The organism is Bradyrhizobium ingae (genome assembly GCF_055791185.1).
This window is the reverse complement of the sequence record NZ_JBVUBB010000003.1, coordinates 75676-95623: the sequence shown is the minus strand read 5'-3', so window position 1 is coordinate 95623 and position 19948 is coordinate 75676. Positions and strand designations below refer to the sequence as shown.

Below are 19948 nucleotides of genomic sequence, written 5' to 3'. Positions count from 1 at the left end.
CACGATGACCAAGGCGCTCACGGGCGTTCGCATTCTCGATTTCACCCACGTCCAGTCGGGGCCGACCTGCACGCAGTTGCTGGCATGGTTCGGCGCCGACGTGATCAAGGTGGAGCGTCCGGGTGTCGGTGACATCACCCGCGGCCAGCTCCAGGACATCCCGAACGTGGACAGCCTGTATTTCACCATGCTGAACCACAACAAGCGCTCGATCACGCTCGACACCAAGAACCCCAAGGGCAAGGAGGTCCTCACCGAACTGATCAGGAAGTGCGACGTGCTGGTCGAGAACTTCGGCCCCGGCGTGCTCGACCGCATGGGCTTCCCCTGGGAGAAAATCCAGGCGATCAACCCCAAGATGATCGTTGCCTCGATCAAGGGCTTTGGCCCCGGACCGTACGAGGACTGCAAGGTCTATGAGAACGTCGCGCAGTGCACCGGCGGCGCCGCCTCGACCACCGGCTTCCGCGATGGCCTGCCGCTCGTCACCGGCGCCCAGATCGGCGACTCCGGCACCGGCCTGCATCTCGCGCTCGGCATCGTCACCGCGCTCTATCAACGTACGCATTCCGGCAAAGGCCAGCGCGTCACGGCCGCGATGCAGGACGGCGTGCTCAACCTCGCGCGCGTCAAGTTGCGCGACCAGCAGCGCCTCGCCCACGGTCCCCTCAAGGAATACAGCCAGTTCGGCGAAGGCATTCCGTTCGGCGATGCCGTGCCGCGCGCCGGCAACGATTCCGGCGGCGGCCAGCCCGGCCGCATCCTGAAGTGCAAGGGCTGGGAGACCGATCCCAACGCCTACATCTACTTCATCACCCAGGCCCCGGTCTGGGAGAAGATCTGCGACGTGATCGGCGAGCCCACCTGGAAGACCGACCCGAACTACGCCAAGCCCCCGGCCCGCCTGCCGCGGCTCAACGAGATCTTCGGCCGCATCGAGCAGTGGACGATGACGAAGACCAAGTTCGAGGCGATGGAGATCCTCAACAAGGACGACATCCCCTGCGGCCCGATCCTGTCGATGAAGGAGATCGCCGAGGACCAGTCGCTGCGCGCCACCGGCACCGTGGTCGAGGTCGATCACCCGACCCGCGGCAAGTACATCTCGGTCGGCAACCCGATCAAGCTGTCGGACTCACCGAGCGACGTGCAGCGCTCGCCGCTGCTCGGCGAGCACACCGACGAGATCCTCCGCTCCGTGCTCGGCTTCAGCGACCACCAGGTCGCCGACATCCACAAGTCCGGCGCACTCGATCCGCCGCAGAAGCAGGCTGCGGAGTAAGCGGAACGACTGTGATCTGAGACGAAAGGGCCGCCGGTTCAGGCGGCCCTTTTTTGTGCGCTCTCTTCCTTGCATCTGGGCCCCGCCGTAGCCGTCAAATGCCGGCGGCCAAATTTTTGATTTTACGAAACCGCACTTGACGCATCGGGCAAGTCAGTAGCAAAGGTCGACCATCGCCCTCCACCCTGATATCCGCCATCGTCCCGACATCCGCATAACCGCCGACATTGCTTTGCTACGGGTAGCGCCACGTGCCCGTCCGCGGCAGTCCAAACTCTAGTCGGACTCCGCTGTGACAATCCCGCCGGAGAGATTTTCATTCCGGCATCGTCGCAACCGGCGCATTTAATTTTTTCTTCTTGATGAGCGAAGCATTCGCTCGCAATTAATTGCTGCAGCCCATCGGCCCAAGCGCTTAGCCATCGTTCACGCGGAAAGAGGATTTTCCGGGAGAAGAACGAGGTGCTGTCGATGTCGGCGCGGAATGCTTCCTTGACGAGGCCGGTATCGCCGCCTGCCAGGGCCGATGAGATTGCCCTTCTCTCCGCCAGCGAACTCGTCGGGCACTACCGGACAAAACAACTTTCTCCGCTCGAGGTGACGCGGGCCGTACTCGATCGCATCGGGCGCCTCGAACCTTTCGTCAACGCATTCGCGTTGGTCGAGGCTGAAAGCGCGCTCGAAGCAGCTCGGGAGTCGGAGGTACGCTGGAAGCGCGGCGAGCCGCTTGGTCCCGTCGACGGTGTCCCCGTTGCGCTCAAGGATCTCATCCTGGCCAAGGGTTGGCCGACTTTGCGCGGCAGCCGGGCCATTGATCCCACGCAAGACTGGAACGAGGATTCGCCCGCGACGGCACGGCTGCGCGAGCAAGGCGCGGTCCTGCTCGGCAAGACCACGACGTCGGAATTCGGCTGGAAGGGCCTCGGCGACAGTCCGCTGACCGGCATCACGCGCAATCCCTGGAATCTCGCCCACACGCCGGGCGGCAGCAGCGGAGGCTCGGCGGCGGCGACGGCGCTGAACTTCGGCCCGCTGCACGTCGCGACGGATGGTGGCGGCTCCACCCGGCTGCCGGCGGCGCATAGCGGCGTGTTCGGCTTCAAACCGACCTTCGGCCGCGTCCCCGTCTATCCGCCCTCGCAGAACGGCACCCTGTTTCACGTCACGCCGATGACGCGCCGGGTCGATGACGCAGCCCTCCTGCTCGACGCGATCGCGCGCCCGGACGGACGCGACTGGACCGCGCTCCCGCCGCAGGAGATTTCCTGGCAGGCTGACCTCAATCGCGGCGTCAAGGGCTTGCGCATCGCGCTCAGCCCGAGGCTCGGCTACGCCCAGGTCGATCCGGAAATCGAGCGGATCGTCATCGGCGCAGCCAGGACTTTGTCCGAGCTCGGCGCGATCGTCGAAGAGGTCGATCCCGGTATCGAGGACCCCTTCGATATTTTTCAGACCTTCTGGTTCGCCGGCGCCGCGAAGCTGCTGGCCTCGTTCGATCCCGCCCGTCGCGCACTGGTCGAGCAGGGCCTGCAGGAGGTTGCCGAAAAGGGCCGCGACATCGACGCGGTAAGCTATCTCAAGGCCGTCGACCGGCGCGAAGCGCTCGGGCGGCACTTCAACCGCTTTCATCAGGATTGGGATCTGCTCCTTACGCCGACGACCGCGCATCCCGCCTCGGTCATTGGCGCATCGGAGGCGGATCTCGTGGTGCGGCCGATCCGCTCGCCCTTCACATATCCTTTCAACCTGACGCAGCAGCCGGCGGCGTCGATCCCGGCCGGACGAACGTCCGCCGGATTGCCGGTGGGCCTGCAGATCATCGGCGCCAAATTCGCCGATACCACCGTCCTGCGTGCCGCGCGTGCGTTCGAGCAGGCAAAACCGTTTCCGCGCCCGCAGGATCCCTCATGAGTGGACAAACGCAAATGCTCGATCTCACGCTCCCGCAATTGACTGCATCTTATGCGAGCGGCACGATCAGGCCGTCGGTCGTCGTCGAACATATCCTGGACGAGATCGCGCGCCGCGGCGAGGATGGCGTCTGGATCAGCGTCGTCGCGCGCGAGGACGCGCTCGCGCGGGCGCGGGCGCTGGAGGCGGTGCCGGCGCACCAGCGCAACGCTCTTCCGCTGTGGGGCATTCCCTTCAGCGTCAAGGATTGCATCGACACGGTCGGTCTGCCGACCACGTCGGCATGTCCGGCGTTTTCCTATGCGCCGGCAAGGAACAACCCGGCGGTGGAGCGCCTGCTTGCCGCTGGCGCGATCCTGATCGGCAAGACCAATATGGACCAGTTCGCGACCGGACTCGTGGGCGTGCGATCGCCCTATGGCGTGGCACGCAATCCATTCGATGCTCGCTACATTCCGGGAGGCTCGAGTTCGGGTGCGGCCGTGTCGGTCGCCGCGGGACTCGTCAGCTTCGCGCTCGCCAACGATACCGGCGGGTCAGGCCGCGTGCCGGCCGCCTTCAACAACGTCGTCGGACTGAAGCCAACCCGGGGTCTGCTCAGCGAAGTCGGTGTCGTCGCGGCCTGCCGCTCGATCGAGACGCTCTCGATTTTCGCGTTGACGGTGCCCGACGCCCAGGCTGCGTTCGACGTCGCGCGCGCCTATGACGAGGAGGATCCATTCTCGCGGACCGGATCGCTGACGGAAGCACGTCCGCTGCCGGCCAAGTTCAGCTTCGGCGTCCCCTCCCCGCAATGGCTCGACTTCTTTGGCGATCTGGATGCGGCCGCGCTGTTCGACAAGGCGGTTGCGCGGCTGCAAGGCCTTGGCGGGCGCAAGGTCGAGATCGACTACGCGCCCTTTGCGGAGATCAACGATCTCCTGTTCAAGGGCGCATGGATCGCGGACCGTTACGGAGCGCTCCGCCATTTCGCCGACAAACAGCCCGAGGCTCTGTTCCCGATCACCCGCGAGATCCTGTTTGGAGGCCGCGGCATCTCAGGCGGCGAGGTCTTCGCGGCCCAGCAACGGCTCAGCATTCTCAAGCGGCAGGTCAACAAGCTCTGGAACGAGATCGATATCCTCGCCGTCCCCACCACCGGCACGATCTACCGGATCGACGAGGTCGAAGCTGATCCGATCGTCCTCAATGCCAGGCTCGGGACCTACACGAACTTCGTCAATCTCGCCGATCTCTCGGCGGTTGCAGTTCCCAGCGGCTTCCTGCCGAACGGCCTGCCGCAGGGCCTGTCGCTGATTGCCCCGGCCTTCGCCGATCATCGTGCAGCCTCCCTGGCGCAGCGCTTCCATGAAGCCAGCCAACTCCCGCTCGGCGCGCGCGGTGTCCGGCCGGCTGCGAATCCAGACCATCGCTATTCACTCAAGGAGACCGTATCGTGATGTCCACCTCATTCCGGCCGGGCAGGCTCGTAGCCGCCGCAATCGCCGCGGTGATGTCGCTTGCCTCCGCATCATCGCACGCTGAAGACATCACGATCGGTGAAGGAATCGCGCTCGGCTGGGGCCAGTTCTTCGTCGCCGATCACGACAAGTCCTGGCAGAAGCAGGGGCTGACGCCGAAGGTCTCGACCTTCGCCAGCGGCCGGCTCGTCCTGGACGCGCTGGTCGGCGGCGGCGTGGTGATCGGCACTGCGGCCGAGACACCCGTCGTCTTCGCGGCGTTGAACGGACTGCCGGTACGAATCATCGGCACCTTGAACCGGCACGAGCCGTTCGATCTCGTCGCCATCAAGGACATCAAGACAGCGAAGGACGTCAAGGGCCGGCGTATCGGCTACTCGCAGGGCACCAACGCGCATCTTTATCTGTCGAAGCTGCTCAAGCAGAAAGGCCTGGCCTGGACGGACATCACTGCCGTCAGTCTCAGTCCCGGCGACTTCATCAGCAGCCTTGCGGGCGGCGCGATCGACGGATTCATCTGGACCGAGCCGCACTTGTCACAGGCCATCGCACAGGGCACCGACAAGTTCCACATCATCCGTTCCGAAGGGCTCTACAACACCTACTCCTCGATCATCACCCTGCAATCGACCATCGACGGCAAGCCGGATCTGCTCGTCAAGGCGCTGAAGGCGTTGATCGAGGCCGACGACACCATCAAGAAGGATCCCGATGCCGCGGCAACACTGACCGCGGAGCGGATCAAGCTCGATCCTGCCATTGCGAAGTCGTTCTGGAAGCGGACCAATTTCAAGCTAGCGCTGGACAAGCCGTCGCTCGTGTCCTTGATGGAAGAGCAGGCGAAATGGGCCGTGGATAACAAGCTGGTGCGTCCGGACGCCAAAATCCCGGACTTCAATACCGTGGTGGTGACATCGCTATACGATCGAGCGCGCAGCGAATAAATCGGCCGCAGCAATGAATGCGAGAGTGGAGATCAAGCCGCAGACCACCGGTGTGCCGCTGATCACGTGCACCGAGCTCGGTCACGTCTACGATTCCGCGCGCGGCAGGACCACCGCGCTCGACAACATCTCGCTGACCATCGCACGCGGCGAATTCGTCTGCGTTCTCGGGCCGAGCGGATGCGGCAAGAGCACGCTGCTGAACATCCTTGCGGGCTTCATCACACCCGTACAAGGGGCCGTCCGCGTGGACGGCCACGCCATCGACGGGCCAAGCTCCGAACGCGGCGTGGTGTTTCAGGACTACTCGCTGTTTCCCTGGCTGACCGCGCAAGCCAATGTGGAGTTTGGCCTTCGGATGGCTGGCATGGCTGTGGCGGAGCGAAGCGAGATTGCGAGGCAACTGCTCGGGATGGTCGGCCTTCCCGAGGCCGGGCCGAAATATCCCTTCGAGCTGTCGGGCGGAATGAAGCAGCGCATTGCGATTGCGCGGGCGCTCGCGACCCGTCCATCGCTGTTGCTGATGGACGAACCCTTCGCTGCACTGGATGCAATGACCCGCAGCTCGCTCCAGGCCAAGCTGATCGATATTCACAGGCAGGAGCGACCGACGATCCTGTTCGTCACCCACAACATCGCAGAAGCCCTCGTGCTGGCGACCCGCCTGATCGTGATGTCACCGAATCCGGGACGCATCGTTGAAGACATCGAGGTCGACCTGCCGCGTCCACGCCGGCGCACCACGCCGCGCTTCAACGAATTGTACGAGCACGTGGCAAGGTCCATCGGGCTCGATACGGCCGAGTAGCACCATGGCATTGCGCGCGAGCAGTCACACCCTTGCCGGCATCGCCGGCACCCTCGTCTTCTTCGGCGCGTGGCAGGCGCTCAGCCGCAGCGGCCTCGTCAACGGCGTGATGCTGCCCGCGCCGAGCACGATCGTGCAGTCCGGATGGCTGCTGGTCCTGGACGGGGAGTTGCCGCGGCATCTGGCAGCCAGCCTGCTGCGTGCAGTCATCGGATTCGTCAGCGGATCGGTGCTCGGCATCGCCCTTGGCGTTGCCATGGCGCGGCTGCCGCTGCTGCACGGGGCGCTCAACCCACTCGTGCAGATGTTCCGCGCCGTGCCGTCCCTCGCCTTCGTTCCGCTGGCGATCTTCTGGTTCGGGATCGGCGAGACATCCAAGATCTTCCTGGTCGCATGGGGCGTCTTCTTCCCGGTATGGGTCAACACCTATATCGGCGTGCGCGACGCCAGCCCGCTGCTGGGGCGGGCGGCGGCGAGCCTTGGCGCGCGCGGCTGGCGCAGCTTCGTCTTCGTCATCATTCCGGGCGCGCTGCCATTCATCATCGCGGGCCTCAGGGTCAGCCTGTCGGTCGCGCTGGTCGTTCTCGTCGCGGCGGAGCTCGCCGGGGCCGCTTTCGGGGTCGGCTATCTCATCCAGATGTCGCAGCAGGTCTTCCGCGTCGACCACATGTTCGTCGGCCTGATCACGCTCGGCGCGATGGGCGTTGCGGCCGACCTCTTGTTCGAGCTCACCGTGCGCCGTCTTTTGCCCTGGTACGGAGCGGACAAGAGCGGCCACGGCGGCGGACGTGGCGGCAGATTGGCAGCTCCCGGCCTGACGATCCGCCGCGGGCGCTCCAACAAAAGCCGGCAAACTATCTGAGATCGCGCGTCGGGCCGCTACGCCTGACATCCCGCTCGGACCAGCCCGATTTGATCTGGATCATGGAGGCCGGTCCGTCAGCAAGACATTGTAGCCAAGCCCTCACCAGACAAGGGGGCTGTCTCAACGGGAAGAACTCCAGGGATCATTGCTGTGAGCAACCTCGCAAGGATTGAAAGCGATCCGAACTACCAGGAGCTCGTGCGCCGACGTTCGTCGCTGGGCTGGACGCTGTCGCTGATCATGCTCGTCATCTATTTCGGCTTCATCCTGCTGGTGGCCTACGCCCCCGGGTTTCTCGGCGCTCCACTTGGTAACGGGGTGACGACGATCGGCATTCCAATCGGATTGTCCGTCATCGTGCTCGCCTTCGTGCTGACGGGCATTTACGTGCGGCAGGCGAATTCCAGCTACGACCTGCTCATTCGAAAAATTGTCGAGGAGAACCGTTCATGAAAAAGTTCTCCTGCCTACTAGCTCTCCTGCTCGCAAGCATGCCCACGCTCGCACTTGCCGCCGGCGCCGTCGAGGGTGGCTCCAAGCAGGCGATCAACTGGTCGGCGATCGGCATGTTCGTCGGGTTCGTCGGCTTGACGCTCGTCATCACCTATTGGGCCGCAAAACGGACCGCATCGGCTGCCGACTTCTACTCGGCCGGCGGCGGAATCACGGGTTTTCAGAACGGACTTGCGATCGCCGGCGACTACATGTCGGCGGCCTCATTCCTCGGCATCTCCGGCCTCGTCTACACATCCGGCTATGACGGCCTGATCTACTCGGTCGGATGGCTCGTCGGTTGGCCGATCGTCACGTTTCTGATCGCCGAGCAGTTGCGCAATCTCGGCAAGTTCACCTTTGCCGACGTCACCTCGTTTCGTCTCGGGCAGACGGATATCCGTATCCTGGCGGCCTGCGGCTCGCTGGTGACCGTTGCGTTCTACCTGATCGCGCAGATGGTCGGGGCAGGCAAGCTGATCCAGCTGCTGTTCGGGCTCGACTACTGGATTGCGGTCGTCCTGGTCGGCGGCCTGATGATGATCTACGTGACCTTCGGTGGAATGAAGGCAACCACCTGGGTACAGATCATCAAGGCGGTGTTGCTGCTCTCGGGCGCCACGTTCATGGCCGGAGCCGTCCTCTACAAGTTTGGATTCAGCCCCGAAGCTTTGTTCGCCAAGGCAACCGAGGTGCATCCCAAGAAGCTCGCCATCATGGAGCCCGGCAGCCTGATTTCCAACCCGCTGTCAGCAATCTCGCTCGGCCTTGCGCTGATGTTCGGAACGGCGGGGCTGCCGCATATCCTGATGCGCTTCTTCACGGTGAAGGACGCCCAGGCCGCGCGCAAATCGGTGTTCTATGCCACGGGCTTTATCGGCTACTTCTACATCCTGACCTTCATCATCGGCTTTGGCGCGATCACACTCGTTTCAACCGATGCGATGTTCCTCGACGGGACCATTCTCGAACGGACCAAGAGCGGAATCGCGGCGATCAAGGGCGGCTCCAACATGGCCGCGATCCATCTCGCGAATGCGGTCGGCGGCAACCTGTTCCTCGGGTTCATTTCGGCCGTCGCCTTTGCCACCATCCTGGCGGTCGTGTCGGGATTGGCCTTGGCCGGGGCATCGTCCATCAGCCACGATCTCTATGGCATGGTCATCAAGGGCGGGAACGCCAACGAGCAGGATGAGATTCGCGTGTCGAAGATCGCAACACTGGTCCTTGGCGTGCTGGCGATCTTCCTCGGCATCGTGTTCGAAAACCAGAATGTCGCCTTCATGGTGGGCCTTGCCTTCGCGATCGCTGCCTCCTGCAACTTCCCCGTACTCGTGATGTCGATCTTCTGGAGAGGCTTGACGACGCGGGGCGCGCTGATCGGCGGCTTCCTTGGTCTCATCAGCGCGGTCGTCGGCGTCGTTCTCTCGCCGGCCGTCTGGGAGCTGACGCTGGGCTTCGCCAAGGGATCGGCGCCGATCAAACTGGACAATCCGGCTCTGTTCTCGATGGCACTCGCTTTCGCCGGCATCTGGCTGTTCTCCGCTCTAGACCGCAGCAAGCGTGCTGCTCTCGACCGCGACGGCTTTGATGCACAATATGTTCGGTCCCAGACCGGCATCGGAGCTGCCGCCGCCACGACACACTGAACGGGGCTCCAGGGCGGCCTCTTCTGCATCGGCCGGACCGCCAGCCGGCCGATGCAACGTTTCGAGGGGCAATCGTGAGGGCCTGGATCGTCCGCGTCTCTGGAAGGCCGAAATGCCCAAGGCATTCGACATCAACAATCCACCGTTCGATCGCCTGACGCCGAACGAGGCCGAGACGTTACGAGAGTCGCTCGACATAGCGTACTACCGTCCGGGCGAAGCGATCGTCGTCGGGGACGCTCCGGCGGATGCCCTTTATGTCATCATCAAGGGCACCGTCGAGGAGCGGAGTGAATCCGATCTGCTCGCGCTGCTCGGTCCAAAGGATACATTCGATAGCCGCGCGCTCGTTCACGACCAGAGCGGGCATCAGTTTCTCGCCCGCGATGAAACGCTTTGCTATGTGATCCCCAGGAAAGTCGCCGTCAGCCTGATCAAGGCCAATCCGCGATTTGCGGCATTTTTCTACCGCGAAATCTCGCAAAAGCTGGATGAGCTTGCCCATGACGAGGAGGCCAGACGTTACGGCTCGCTGATGCACGCCAGGGTTGGCGAGCTGTTCCTGCACCCTCCATCATTCGTGACTTCGACCGACACGATTGAAGCCGCCGGTCACCTGATGCGCGAGATCAACAGCAACGCTCTGTTCGTTCGCGATGGCGAGCGGATCGGCATTATCACGGGCATGAACCTGTCCAAAGCGGTGGTGTTGCGGCGTCTGCCGATCCAGACACCGGTGAGCGAGCTCGCGAATTTCGACATCGTGTCGATCCGCCCCGACGATTTCGTCTCCTCGGCTCTCTTGCTCATGACGAAGCACAACAAGCGGCGGCTCGCCGTGCACGATGGTGAACGATTCGTTGGCATTCTCGAGGAAATCGATCTCCTCGGCTTCCTGGCAGGCAGTGCTCAGGTCGTTGCCGGCCGCATCGATCGAGGCTCCAGCCTGCAGGATCTCGCGATTGCTGCACGTGAGACCGAGGCACAAACACGGGTGCTGCGGCGGCAAGGGGTCAAGGTCGAGGTCATCGCGGAGATTGTGTCCGACCTCAACCGGCGCCTGCTGTCCAGACTGTTCGAAATGGTCGCCCCCGCAGAGCTGCGGACCAGCGGTTGCCTGATCGTGATGGGTAGCGAGGGCCGCGGCGAGCAGACCATGCGCACTGACCAGGACAACGGTCTCATCCTCGATGGTCCGATTGACAGCGACCGCCTGGAGACTTTCCGGAACGAGTTCTCCGGCGCGCTACGCAGTTTCGGGTTTCCGCCCTGCCCCGGCGACATCATGGTGAGCAATCCGGCATGGTCAAAGCCGCTCCCCGGCTACCTGGCAGATTTTCGTCGCTGGATCGCGCTCCCCGACGAAGCCGCGCACATGAACGTCGCCATCGTCTACGATGCACAGGCGATCACCGGGAATGCGTCATTGCTGGACAGGGCCAAGGCGACGCTGATCGAGCTGATCCGCGGTGAACAAGCGTTCCTGGCCCACTTTGCACGTGCAGTTGACGCCTTCGAAACGCCAATCGGCCTCTTCAACAACCTGATCACATCCGAGGGTAGCGGAGACGCGCTTGACCTCAAGAAAGGCGGGATCTTTCCGATCGTGCACGGCGTTCGCAGCTTGGCGCTCGAACAGGGCCTGCGCGAGACCTCTACCGACAAGCGGATTTCCCGACTCTGTGATTTGGGAGTGTTGCGAGCAGATTTTGGACGCGACCTGAAACAGGCTTTCCGATTCCTGCTGATGCTCCGGCTCGACGTGCAGCTGGCCGCATCGGGCGGCACGTCAGGCACTCTGGTGAGACCCGCGCATTTATCCAGCATGGAACGTCATCTACTGCGGGATGCGTTGCAGGTCGTAAAGCAGCTTCGCGAAATTGTTCGTCATCGTTTCAAGCTGGGCATGTTCTAGAGATGTTGCCACGTGCGATAAAACGATTGCTCCATCAGGCAACCCTGAGCGATCAGTCGTATCGTTTCATGTTCGATCGTGCTCCGGACGACGATTTTGTCGTCATAGATTGCGAGACCACGGGTCTTAACGTGCGGACAGACGACGTTGTCACCATTGCGGCAATCAGGATCCGCGGCAATCGGATTCTGACCAGCGAGCATTTCGAAGCGGTCGTGCGACCCGACAGCGAGATGGGTGGGGAAGCAATCAAGATCCACCGTTTGCGCCGCTCCGATGTCGAGGCCGCGCCGATCGTCTGGAAAGTGCTGCCGAGTTTCCTTCGATTCATCGGAGCTCGCCCCCTCATCGGCTACTACATCGACTTCGACATCGCCATGCTCGACAAGTACATCCTTCCGCTGGTCGGGATCGAGTTGCCGAACGAACGGATTGAACTTTCACGACTTTACTACGAGCGCAAATACGGTGATGCGCCGCCCAACACTTCGATCGATCTCTCGTTCGCCGCGATCCTCCGGGACCTCGGTATCCCTCCTCTTGCGCAGCACGATGCTTTTGACGACGCCCTGATGACTGCAATGATGTTCTTGCAGTTGCGCGACCTCGCCGAGCGCGGCATTCGAATCGAACGCCAGCGCACCGGCCCCGTTTTCAATCCGATCGGAGCATGACCCAGGCCCAGCAAAGCTGGCCTGCACACCGAGCGCGCCGCTCGGGCTCCCGTCAAAATCCGCAAAACAGCCCTATGCAAAATAGCCGGGGATCGCCCGCACGCGAATTCAGCGACAAAATCTGAGATGCTTTGTCGGACTCACCCCGTCTCGTTCGTCCTCCGGGCATGAATGGCCAACGGACGTCCGTTGTCGGACCACCATACATAGGATGACAATCATGCCCAGCACCGTACGCCTGCACCGCGTTTTGACCACCACTCCGGAGAAGATCTATCGCGCCTTCCTCGAGGCGGACGCGCTGGCGAAATGGCTTCCGCCCAACGGTTTCACCTGCACCATTCATCATTTGGAGCCCAAGGTCGGCGGCACGTTCAGAATGTCGTTCCGGAACTTCACGACCGGCAACGGCCACGCCTTTGGCGGCGAATATCTCGAGCTCGTCCCGGGCGAACGCCTGCGCTACACTGACAAGTTCGACGATCCCAACTTGCCGGGCGAGATCCAGGTGACGGTGGTCTTGAAGAAGGTATCCGTCGGCACTGAGCTCGATATCACGCAGGCAGGAATACCGGACCTCATTCCGCCGGAGGCCTGCTATCTCGGCTGGCAGGAGTCACTGCGGAACCTGGCAAGGCTCGTCGAGCCCGAGATCAATCAATAGCGCGTCGCGGAAGGTTGTGCGGCAAGTAACTTGCGCCGGAGCGGCACTCGATCCATAGCGAGGGCCGCTCTTTTCTGGTATGCACACAAACGTCGGAACACTCCGGCATCTCCTTCGATGATCAGCAGCGGCGCGTCGGGCTTCCCATGATCACCTCGATGAAGACTGAATTCTTTCTCGGATTCCTGAGCGGCTTCGTGACTGGCGTGGTCCTCTGCGTCGGAGTCATGTTTCTGATAGAACCCGGCCATTTCCCCTGAAGGCACCTGGCACGCAGGCCGAGCATCACGCGCAAGCTGACGAAGACCGCCGCGTGCGACCACCTGCGTAAGCGGGAGAAATGTTCGAGGAGCAAGGGAGCGACCAAATGTACGCACATATTCTCTTGAGCACGGACGGATCGGATGTCGCGAGAAAAGGCGTCGAGCATGGAATCGCCTTGGCCAAGGCCTTGAACGCCAAGGTGACGGTCATCACCGTAACGGAACCGCTCCCGGTCGACTATGGGGGCGGACACGCCGGCGGGTGGATTCCTTCGAAGGAAGAATTCGATCGCTTTGACCAGGCCTGCAAGGAACGCGCAGGCAAGGTGCTCGCCGAAGCTCGGTCCATGGCGGAGCAGATCGGGCTATCTGCGGAACTCTTGCATGTTCCGAATGCGCATCCAGCCACTACGATCATCGAAACGGCGAAGTCAGGAGGCTGCGACCTGATCGTCATGGGCTCTCATGGGCGTCGCGGCCTCAGGAAGCTATTCCTGGGGAGTCAAACATCGGAGGTCCTGGCCGACGGAAGCGTGCCGGTGCTGGTGGTGCACTAGCTAGCGCACATGGTAGCGCGCGGCTGCTTGCGAATCCGCACGGATGAAGCTTGCGGCGAGTTAATCTGCCTTACCAAAAGGATATTTGAAGCGGCGCGCGTTCTGCGGTTTCTGCACCTTGGTGTTTCCATGGAAGCGTGGCCTCCTCGCCGCACGAGGAGGTCTTTAGTGGAGGAAACGCTCGGCCCGGAAAGTCCCCCCGACACTCCGGGCCGTTTTCTCACCGGGAGCGAGCGGAAACGTTTTGCGTCCTGGACTTAGATGTGACCGAGGCTACGCGCCCGCCTTCGACGCGAGCCCGCCGGCCGCGGCCCAGCGGTCCGGGTCGGGACTGTGCCCGATCAAAGCAAGGCCGTAGGCGATCGACTCGAACTGGTCACCCGACATCAGCCGCTCGTTGCCGAACCGCTCGGCGAACAGTTTTCGGACGGCAGGCACGAATGAGGTTCCGCCGGTCAGGAATACCTTCTCCACCTCGCGCGCGGTGACGCCGGCTTCGCCCAGCACCTTGTCGACGGTCGCACCCAACCGGGCGATATCGTCGGCAATCCAGGATTCAAAATTCTTCCGCGTGATCGTCGAGCCAATGTCGACCCCGCCGCGATTGAAGCGAAAGTCCACCTGATCCTGGGCCGACAGCGCGACCTTGGCATCGGACACCGCACGATAAAGCGAAAACCCGAGGTCGAGGTCGACGATGGTGATGAAATCCTCGAGCAGAGCCGGCTTCAGCGCGGTACGCGCGAGCTCCCGCAGCTCACGCAGATCGCCATTGCTCTTCATCATCGCGAGCTGATGCCAGCGCGCGAGGTTGCTGTAGTGACCGCTGGGGATCGGCAGTACCTTGTCGAACGAACGGAAGCTGGAGCCTTTGCCGAGCCGCGGCGAGACGACGTGATCGACGATGCGGTAGTCGAACGTGTCGCCCGCAATCCCGATGCCGGCATGTCCAAGCGGCTCGGCGCGCAAGACGCCACCTGCACGCGAAAAGCGCATCACGGAGAAATCGCTGGTGCCGCCGCCGAAATCGGCAACCAGCACGGTTGCGTCGCGCTCCAGCCGGCGCGCGAAGGAGAACGCCGCGCCGACGGGCTCATAGACATAACGCGCGTGGCCGGCGCCCAGGCGCTCGAACGCGGCCCGGTAGCGCTGCATCGCCAGCGCTTCGTCGGGATTGCCGCCGGCAAAGCGTACGGGGCGGCCGACCACGATGTTCGCGGTTTCGAAGCCGAACTTGTCGCCGCCATGGCGCGCCAGCGTCCGCAGGAATGCCGCCAAAATATCCTCGAACTTGTAGCGCTGCCGGAACACCTGGGTGGAGTTGAAGCTGCTGCTGGCCGCGAAAGTCTTGAACGACTGGAGGAAGCGGTAGATGTGGCGTCCTTCGAGAAACTGCTCGATTGCCCAAGGGCCGCCTTCAGCCTGAGCTCCGCTGCCCGGCCGGTCCTCCCAGAAGCACAGGGCCGACACGAAGACGCTGTGGCGTTGTCCGCCATGATCGAATCGGATGGCCTCGACCCTGCGGTCGTCCGTCGCGAGCGCGACGACCGTATTGCTGGTCCCAAAATCGATGCCGATCGAGACGGCGGGCGAGGCGCTCGACATGAACCACTCTGACAGATGCTCGGGAAAAAGGGGGCAGACCACTAGCGGATTTGAATCGCTCTGCCAAGACCCCAGCCCATTGTGGACCGGTCAGATTTCGTACCCCTCGATGCTGCGACCGGTGCGCGACTGGCATGATCGGTCCTCCAGAAGGCGCGCATCTCGCAGGACGCCGCCTTCTCTCGGATCCTTTCTGGTCGTCAGCTCTTCGTGCTTGCGGTCTTGTCGAGCGCGGCGCGCAGACCCTTGGCGAGCTTGATCGCGTCGTCGTTGGCCCAGAAATGCATGAAGAACAGTCGCGGCTGCTCGTCCAGCATGTGGCTGTGCAACGCCGTCACCTCGATGCCGTTCGCCTTGAGCGCCGCAATCACCGGATTCACCTCCTCGCCGGTCAGGACGAAATCGCCGGTGATGGCGGCCTTGCCGGCGCCGGTCGGCTGGAAGTTGATGCCGGTCGCAACTCCCAGCGGTCCGACGGGATTGAGCGACATGCCACCTTCGCTGATGGCATCGCGACGCGGAACAGTGAACGCGTAGACGCCGCCATTGGCCTGCCCCTTGGCGCCGATGATCTGATCGAGCTGCGCCGTATCGAGATCGACCGCGGGCGGCGGGCCCGATGGCGCGGCGACGGTGAGTGGAGTCTTGCTCTCGGCGAGAGCATCGTGGATGGCCGCGGCAAGTCTAACGGGATCGCCGTGCCCGGCGACATGCATGTAGAACGTCGCCGGGCTCGCGCGCAGCAGATGATTGTGCACGGCTGATATCTCGACCCCGCTCGCAATCATCTTGGCCATCACCGGATTGACCTCGGATTCAAGCAGCACCAGATCGCCCATGATCATCGCTCCGCCATGCGCTGGCTTGAACGCGACCCAGCCGCCGAGCGCGAGCGCCGGCTTGATGGTCACGCCATCGAGCGTCACGGCAAGATCGCTGCGCGGAAAGCCGTAGCGATGCACATCGCCGGCAACAGCCGGCCTTCGTCCGAGCGTGTCATCGACTTTTTGCCAATCGACATCCTGGGCCCACGCAAAGGAAGGGCCGCCCACGGCCCCGAGCAGCAGAGCCACACAAGAGATGATTTGTTTCCGCATGATCGTTCTCCTGGTTTTGACCTGCCCCAGGTGAACTGAAATGAAGTTGCGTTCGGCCGCAGCGCCGGCGTGCATCGACAGGCACCGCCGCGCTCGCCGTGCGGCTCAGCAGATACAATCTGTCGGAAAAAATCGGGATCTGAGCTGACATGCGGCGTCCTTGAGAAGGCAGGACGCGATTCTTGGGCATGTCGCCTCACGGGGAGATCGCACATCCCCGCGAGGGGAATAAAGACCCGGCCGCTCATGGCGTCAACCAGGGGGTCGCCGATTGGGAGCTTCGAGGTGCCTAGAGCACGGAAAACGGGCTCGTTCTGCGCCATTTTCGCATCTTTATGCTCGAAGCAGGCTCTCTAAGGGAAAATTATGCTGCGTTGCAAAACGCAAAATGCTGCTATGCAAACAAATCGATTGCTGATGGCATCTGGTATACATAGATTGCGTTCCGAAGATGAGACAGCAATACTGACTGTTTCAAGAAAAGGAACTGCCGATGTCCAAGTCCGCCGCCGTCGCGCTCCAGCCCTCCAGCTCTCTGATCAGCCGCTTCCTGGCCGTGATCGACCGCCTGTTGATGGCGAACGCCGAGATCGCGATCCGCAATGGTGATTTGCCGCATTTCGGCCTCTGAGGCCGCCAGCGCGTCGAATTGTCGCGCTTGATCTGAATCTCTCAAATTGCGACTTTCGATGAATGGCCCCTCTCCGCGGGGCCATTTCTATTTGCGCATTCGGCTCGTCGCGCGACCTCGATTCAAGCAGGTTGCGGCATAAGCGCACGGTGAGCCGTCGAGCGCTTGAAGCTTGGCATAATGAATACAAGAATGCCTCTACAGCGCTCGCATAAAAAATAGAAGCGCCTCTGGAGGATTCATGACGGACATGGTGCACGCAACAACGGCCTCCTCGGCCGCGCGCGTCAGCGACACCTTTCGCTGGGCTCAACTCGCGATCGGCGTCGCCGCGATGGTGATGATCGCGAATTACCAATACGGCTGGACGTTCTTCGTCCCCGACATACAGAAGACGTTCGGCTGGGATCGCGCCTCGATCCAATGGGCCTTTACGTTGTTCGTGCTGTTCGAGACCTGGCTCGTGCCGGTCGAGGGATGGTTCGTCGACAAATACGGTCCGCGCATCGTCGTGCTCGTCGGTGGCGTGCTCTGCGCGGTCGGCTGGGCGATCAATGCTCAAGCGACCACGCTCAACGGTTACTATCTCGGCATGATCATCGCGGGCATCGGCGCCGGCGCCGTCTACGGCACCTGCGTCGGCAATGCGCTGAAATGGTTTCCCGACAAACGCGGACTTGCCGCCGGCCTCACGGCGGCAGGCTTCGGCGCCGGCTCCGCACTCACGGTCGCGCCGATCCAGGCGATGATCAAGGACAGTGGCTTCCAGTCCACCTTCCTCTATTTCGGCCTCGGCCAGGGCATCATTATCTGCATCCTCGCCTTCTTCCTGCTTGCTCCGAAGCCGGGGCAGGTGCCGAGTGTGGTGGCGAACGCGGCGCTGGTGCAGAGCCGGCGTAACTTCCAGCCGACCGAAGTTTTGCGTCAGCCGATCTTCTGGCTGATGTACTTCATGTTCGTGATCGTCGGTGCGGGCGGCTTGATGGTGACGGCGAACCTCAAGCCCATCGCAGTCGACTGGAAGGTCGACGCGGTCCCGGTCACGCTGATCGGCATGACCATGACTGCGGTGACGTTCGCGGCGACGATCGATCGCGTGCTCAACGGCCTGACGCGTCCGTTCTTCGGCTGGGTCTCCGACATGATCGGACGCGAGAACACGATGTTCATCGCCTTCGGCATGGAAGGCATCGGCATCTGGATGCTCTACCTCTGGGGCCAGGATCCGGTCTGGTTCGTGCTGCTGTCGGGCTTCGTGTTCTTCGCCTGGGGTGAGATCTACTCGCTGTTCCCCTCGACCTGCACCGATACGTTCGGCGCAAAGTTCGCGACCACGAATGCCGGTCTGCTCTATACGGCGAAGGGCACGGCCGCACTTCTCGTCCCCTTGGCAAACTATGTGCAGCAGACCTCGGGCCATTGGGACAACGTCTTCATCATCGCGGCCGGCGCCAACATTCTGGCTTCGCTGCTTGCGATCCTGGTGCTGAAGCCCTGGCGCAAGGTCGTGGTCACGCAGGCGACTGCGTAATCCCTTACCGCTTCAATCTACGCGTTGCGCCCGGCCCCGTTGGGGTCGGGCATTTTCGTTTTTCAAGAAAAGTTCCAATTTCATATAATCCGAATAAGCCCGCGCATTTTGCTGCGGCGCATCGCAAGATAAGGCTTGCATTCTGGAATATGGTATACCAAGCTGCGCGCTGCGCTTGCGACGATCCGCCACAAGATTTGCGACACTCCGTCGTCTTGCCGACGCCGGATAACAACAGACAGGCGCGTTGGGAGGTTGTTGATGATTTCCAGCACGGACGGCGCCGTCACGGCCGCGCCCCTTCGAAGTGGTTTCCGTTGGCTCCAACTCGTGATGGGCATCGTCTGCATGGCGATGATCGCCAATCTGCAATATGGCTGGACGCTGTTCGTCGATCCGATCGACGCCAAGCATCACTGGGGCCGCGCCGCGATCCAGCTCGCCTTCACGATCTTCGTGGTGACAGAGACCTGGCTGGTGCCGATCGAGGCCTGGTTCGTCGACAAATACGGCCCGCGCATCGTGATCATGTTCGGCGGCGTGATGATCGCGCTGTCCTGGGTGCTCAACTCCTACGCTGAATCGCTCGCCTTTCTCTACGCTGCTGCGGTGGTTGGCGGCATGGGTGCGGGCGCGGTGTACGGCACCTGCGTCGGCAACGCGTTGAAGTGGTTCCCCGACCGCCGCGGACTTGCTGCCGGCGCGACCGCCGCGGGCTTCGGCGCAGGCGCCGCGATAACCGTGGTACCGATCGCCAGCATGATCGCCTCCAGTGGGTATCAGAGTGCGTTCTTCACCTTCGGCATCGGCCAGGGGCTGATCGTCTTCGTGCTCGCCTTCTTCATCCAGCCGCCGTCGATCTTCGTGCCGCCGAAGAAGAAGAAACTCAACCTGCCGCAGACCAAGATCGACTTCACCCCGCCGCAAGTGTTGCGCAGCCCTGTTTTCTGGGTGATGTACGTGGTCTTCGTGATGGTTGCCTCCGGCGGCCTGATGACTGCAGCCCAGATCGCGCCGATCGCGCACGACTTCAACATCGCGAGCACGCCGGTCACGCTTGCCGGCTTCCAGATGGCGGCGCTGACCTTCGCGATTTCGCTCGACCGCATCTTCGACGGTTTCGGCCGTCCGTTCTTCGGCTGGGTTTCCGACAATATCGGCCGCGAGCACACCATGTTCATCGCCTTCGGCACCGCCGCCTTGATGCTGCTGACGTTGTCGGCCTATGGCCACGTGCCGGTCGTGTTCGTGCTGGCAACCGCGGTGTACTTCGGCGTGTTCGGTGAGATCTACTCGCTGTTCCCCGCCACCTGCGGCGACACTTTCGGTTCGAAGTTCGCAACCACCAACAACGGCATGCTCTACACCGCGAAGGGCACCGCCTCGCTGCTGGTACCGCTCGCAAGCGTGATCTCGGCAACCTATGGCTGGAAGTCGGTGTTCGTCGTGGCAGTTGCGCTGAACGCGACAGCGGCGCTGATGGCGGTGTTCGTGATCAAGCCGCTGCGGCGCTCCTTCATCCTCGGCAAGGAAGCCGCGACGACCGAGGCGACGACTGGGAATGCAAAGACGGCGTAGCGAGAGCAAGAGCTTTCGCATC

The 19948-nt window shown here is 62.5% G+C and carries 17 protein-coding genes; 15 read left to right on the top strand and 2 right to left on the bottom strand.

Features of this window, described 5'->3' with window-relative positions; all coding sequences use genetic code 11:
- The first annotated feature begins 4 nt into the window (after positions 1-4).
- The 12 genes from frc to ACV1FX_RS05400 all read left to right on the top strand — a co-directional run bounded on the left by frc (position 5) and on the right by ACV1FX_RS05400 (position 13484).
- Entirely contained in the window at positions 5-1282 is a 1278-nt protein-coding gene (gene frc / locus ACV1FX_RS05455) for a formyl-CoA transferase (protein WP_473116530.1), read from the top strand.
- A 492-nt stretch (positions 1283-1774) separates the two neighbouring features.
- Positions 1775-3193, top strand: a complete 1419-nt coding sequence (locus ACV1FX_RS05450) for an amidase (RefSeq protein WP_473116529.1) — start codon at positions 1775-1777, stop codon at positions 3191-3193.
- Entirely contained in the window at positions 3190-4632 is a 1443-nt protein-coding gene (atzF, locus tag ACV1FX_RS05445; protein ID WP_473116528.1) for an allophanate hydrolase, read from the top strand. Before ACV1FX_RS05450 ends, atzF begins: the two co-directional genes overlap by 4 nt.
- Positions 4632-5597, top strand: a complete 966-nt coding sequence (locus tag ACV1FX_RS05440; protein WP_473116527.1) for an ABC transporter substrate-binding protein — start codon at positions 4632-4634, stop codon at positions 5595-5597. The genes atzF and ACV1FX_RS05440 overlap by 1 nt, the downstream gene beginning before the upstream one ends.
- A 13-nt stretch (positions 5598-5610) precedes the next feature.
- Positions 5611-6405, top strand: coding sequence for an ABC transporter ATP-binding protein (locus tag ACV1FX_RS05435; protein WP_473116526.1), 795 nt, complete (start codon positions 5611-5613; stop codon positions 6403-6405).
- A 4-nt stretch (positions 6406-6409) separates the two neighbouring features.
- Positions 6410-7267, top strand: a complete 858-nt coding sequence (locus ACV1FX_RS05430; protein ID WP_473116525.1) for an ABC transporter permease — start codon at positions 6410-6412, stop codon at positions 7265-7267.
- Between the two features lie 153 nt (positions 7268-7420).
- Positions 7421-7723, top strand: coding sequence for a DUF485 domain-containing protein (locus ACV1FX_RS05425; protein WP_473116524.1), 303 nt, complete (start codon positions 7421-7423; stop codon positions 7721-7723).
- The gene (locus ACV1FX_RS05420) at positions 7720-9411 is read left to right on the top strand and encodes a cation acetate symporter (RefSeq protein ID WP_473116523.1); all 1692 of its coding nucleotides are present in this window, start codon (positions 7720-7722) and stop codon (positions 9409-9411) included. Before ACV1FX_RS05425 ends, ACV1FX_RS05420 begins: the two co-directional genes overlap by 4 nt.
- Before the next feature lie 112 nt (positions 9412-9523).
- A complete protein-coding gene (locus tag ACV1FX_RS05415; protein ID WP_473116522.1) occupies positions 9524-11326 on the top strand; it encodes a putative nucleotidyltransferase substrate binding domain-containing protein in 1803 nt (600 codons plus the stop codon).
- A gap of 2 nt (positions 11327-11328) precedes the next feature.
- Positions 11329-12000, top strand: coding sequence for a 3'-5' exonuclease (locus ACV1FX_RS05410; protein WP_473116521.1), 672 nt, complete (start codon positions 11329-11331; stop codon positions 11998-12000).
- Positions 12001-12220: 220 nt separating this feature from the next.
- Entirely contained in the window at positions 12221-12664 is a 444-nt protein-coding gene (locus ACV1FX_RS05405; protein WP_473116520.1) for an SRPBCC family protein, read from the top strand.
- A gap of 367 nt (positions 12665-13031) precedes the next feature.
- Complete coding sequence (locus tag ACV1FX_RS05400) at positions 13032-13484, top strand: universal stress protein (RefSeq protein WP_473116831.1); 453 nt, start codon at positions 13032-13034, stop codon at positions 13482-13484.
- 273 nt (positions 13485-13757) lie between these two features.
- Here the strand turns inward: ACV1FX_RS05400 and ACV1FX_RS05395 are convergent, their stop codons facing one another.
- Both ACV1FX_RS05395 and ACV1FX_RS05390 read right to left on the bottom strand, forming a co-directional pair.
- Positions 13758-15089, bottom strand: a complete 1332-nt coding sequence (locus ACV1FX_RS05395) for an Hsp70 family protein (RefSeq protein WP_473116519.1) — start codon at positions 15087-15089, stop codon at positions 13758-13760.
- A gap of 200 nt (positions 15090-15289) precedes the next feature.
- Positions 15290-16186 carry a DUF1259 domain-containing protein gene (locus ACV1FX_RS05390; protein WP_473116518.1) on the bottom strand — a complete coding sequence of 299 codons (897 nt, stop codon included), beginning with the start codon at positions 16184-16186 and terminating at the stop codon, positions 15290-15292.
- A 493-nt stretch (positions 16187-16679) separates the two neighbouring features.
- On the opposite strand from ACV1FX_RS05390, the gene ACV1FX_RS05385 reads away from it, so the two are divergent.
- The 3 genes from ACV1FX_RS05385 to oxlT (ACV1FX_RS05375) all read left to right on the top strand — a co-directional run bounded on the left by ACV1FX_RS05385 (position 16680) and on the right by oxlT (ACV1FX_RS05375) (position 19926).
- The gene (locus ACV1FX_RS05385; protein ID WP_473116517.1) at positions 16680-16817 is read left to right on the top strand and encodes a hypothetical protein; all 138 of its coding nucleotides are present in this window, start codon (positions 16680-16682) and stop codon (positions 16815-16817) included.
- 241 nt (positions 16818-17058) lie between these two features.
- Positions 17059-18348 carry an oxalate/formate MFS antiporter gene (gene oxlT, locus ACV1FX_RS05380; protein WP_473116516.1) on the top strand — a complete coding sequence of 430 codons (1290 nt, stop codon included), beginning with the start codon at positions 17059-17061 and terminating at the stop codon, positions 18346-18348.
- A 261-nt stretch (positions 18349-18609) separates the two neighbouring features.
- A complete protein-coding gene (gene oxlT / locus ACV1FX_RS05375; RefSeq protein ID WP_473116515.1) occupies positions 18610-19926 on the top strand; it encodes an oxalate/formate MFS antiporter in 1317 nt (438 codons plus the stop codon).
- Positions 19927-19948: the final 22 nt, after the last annotated feature.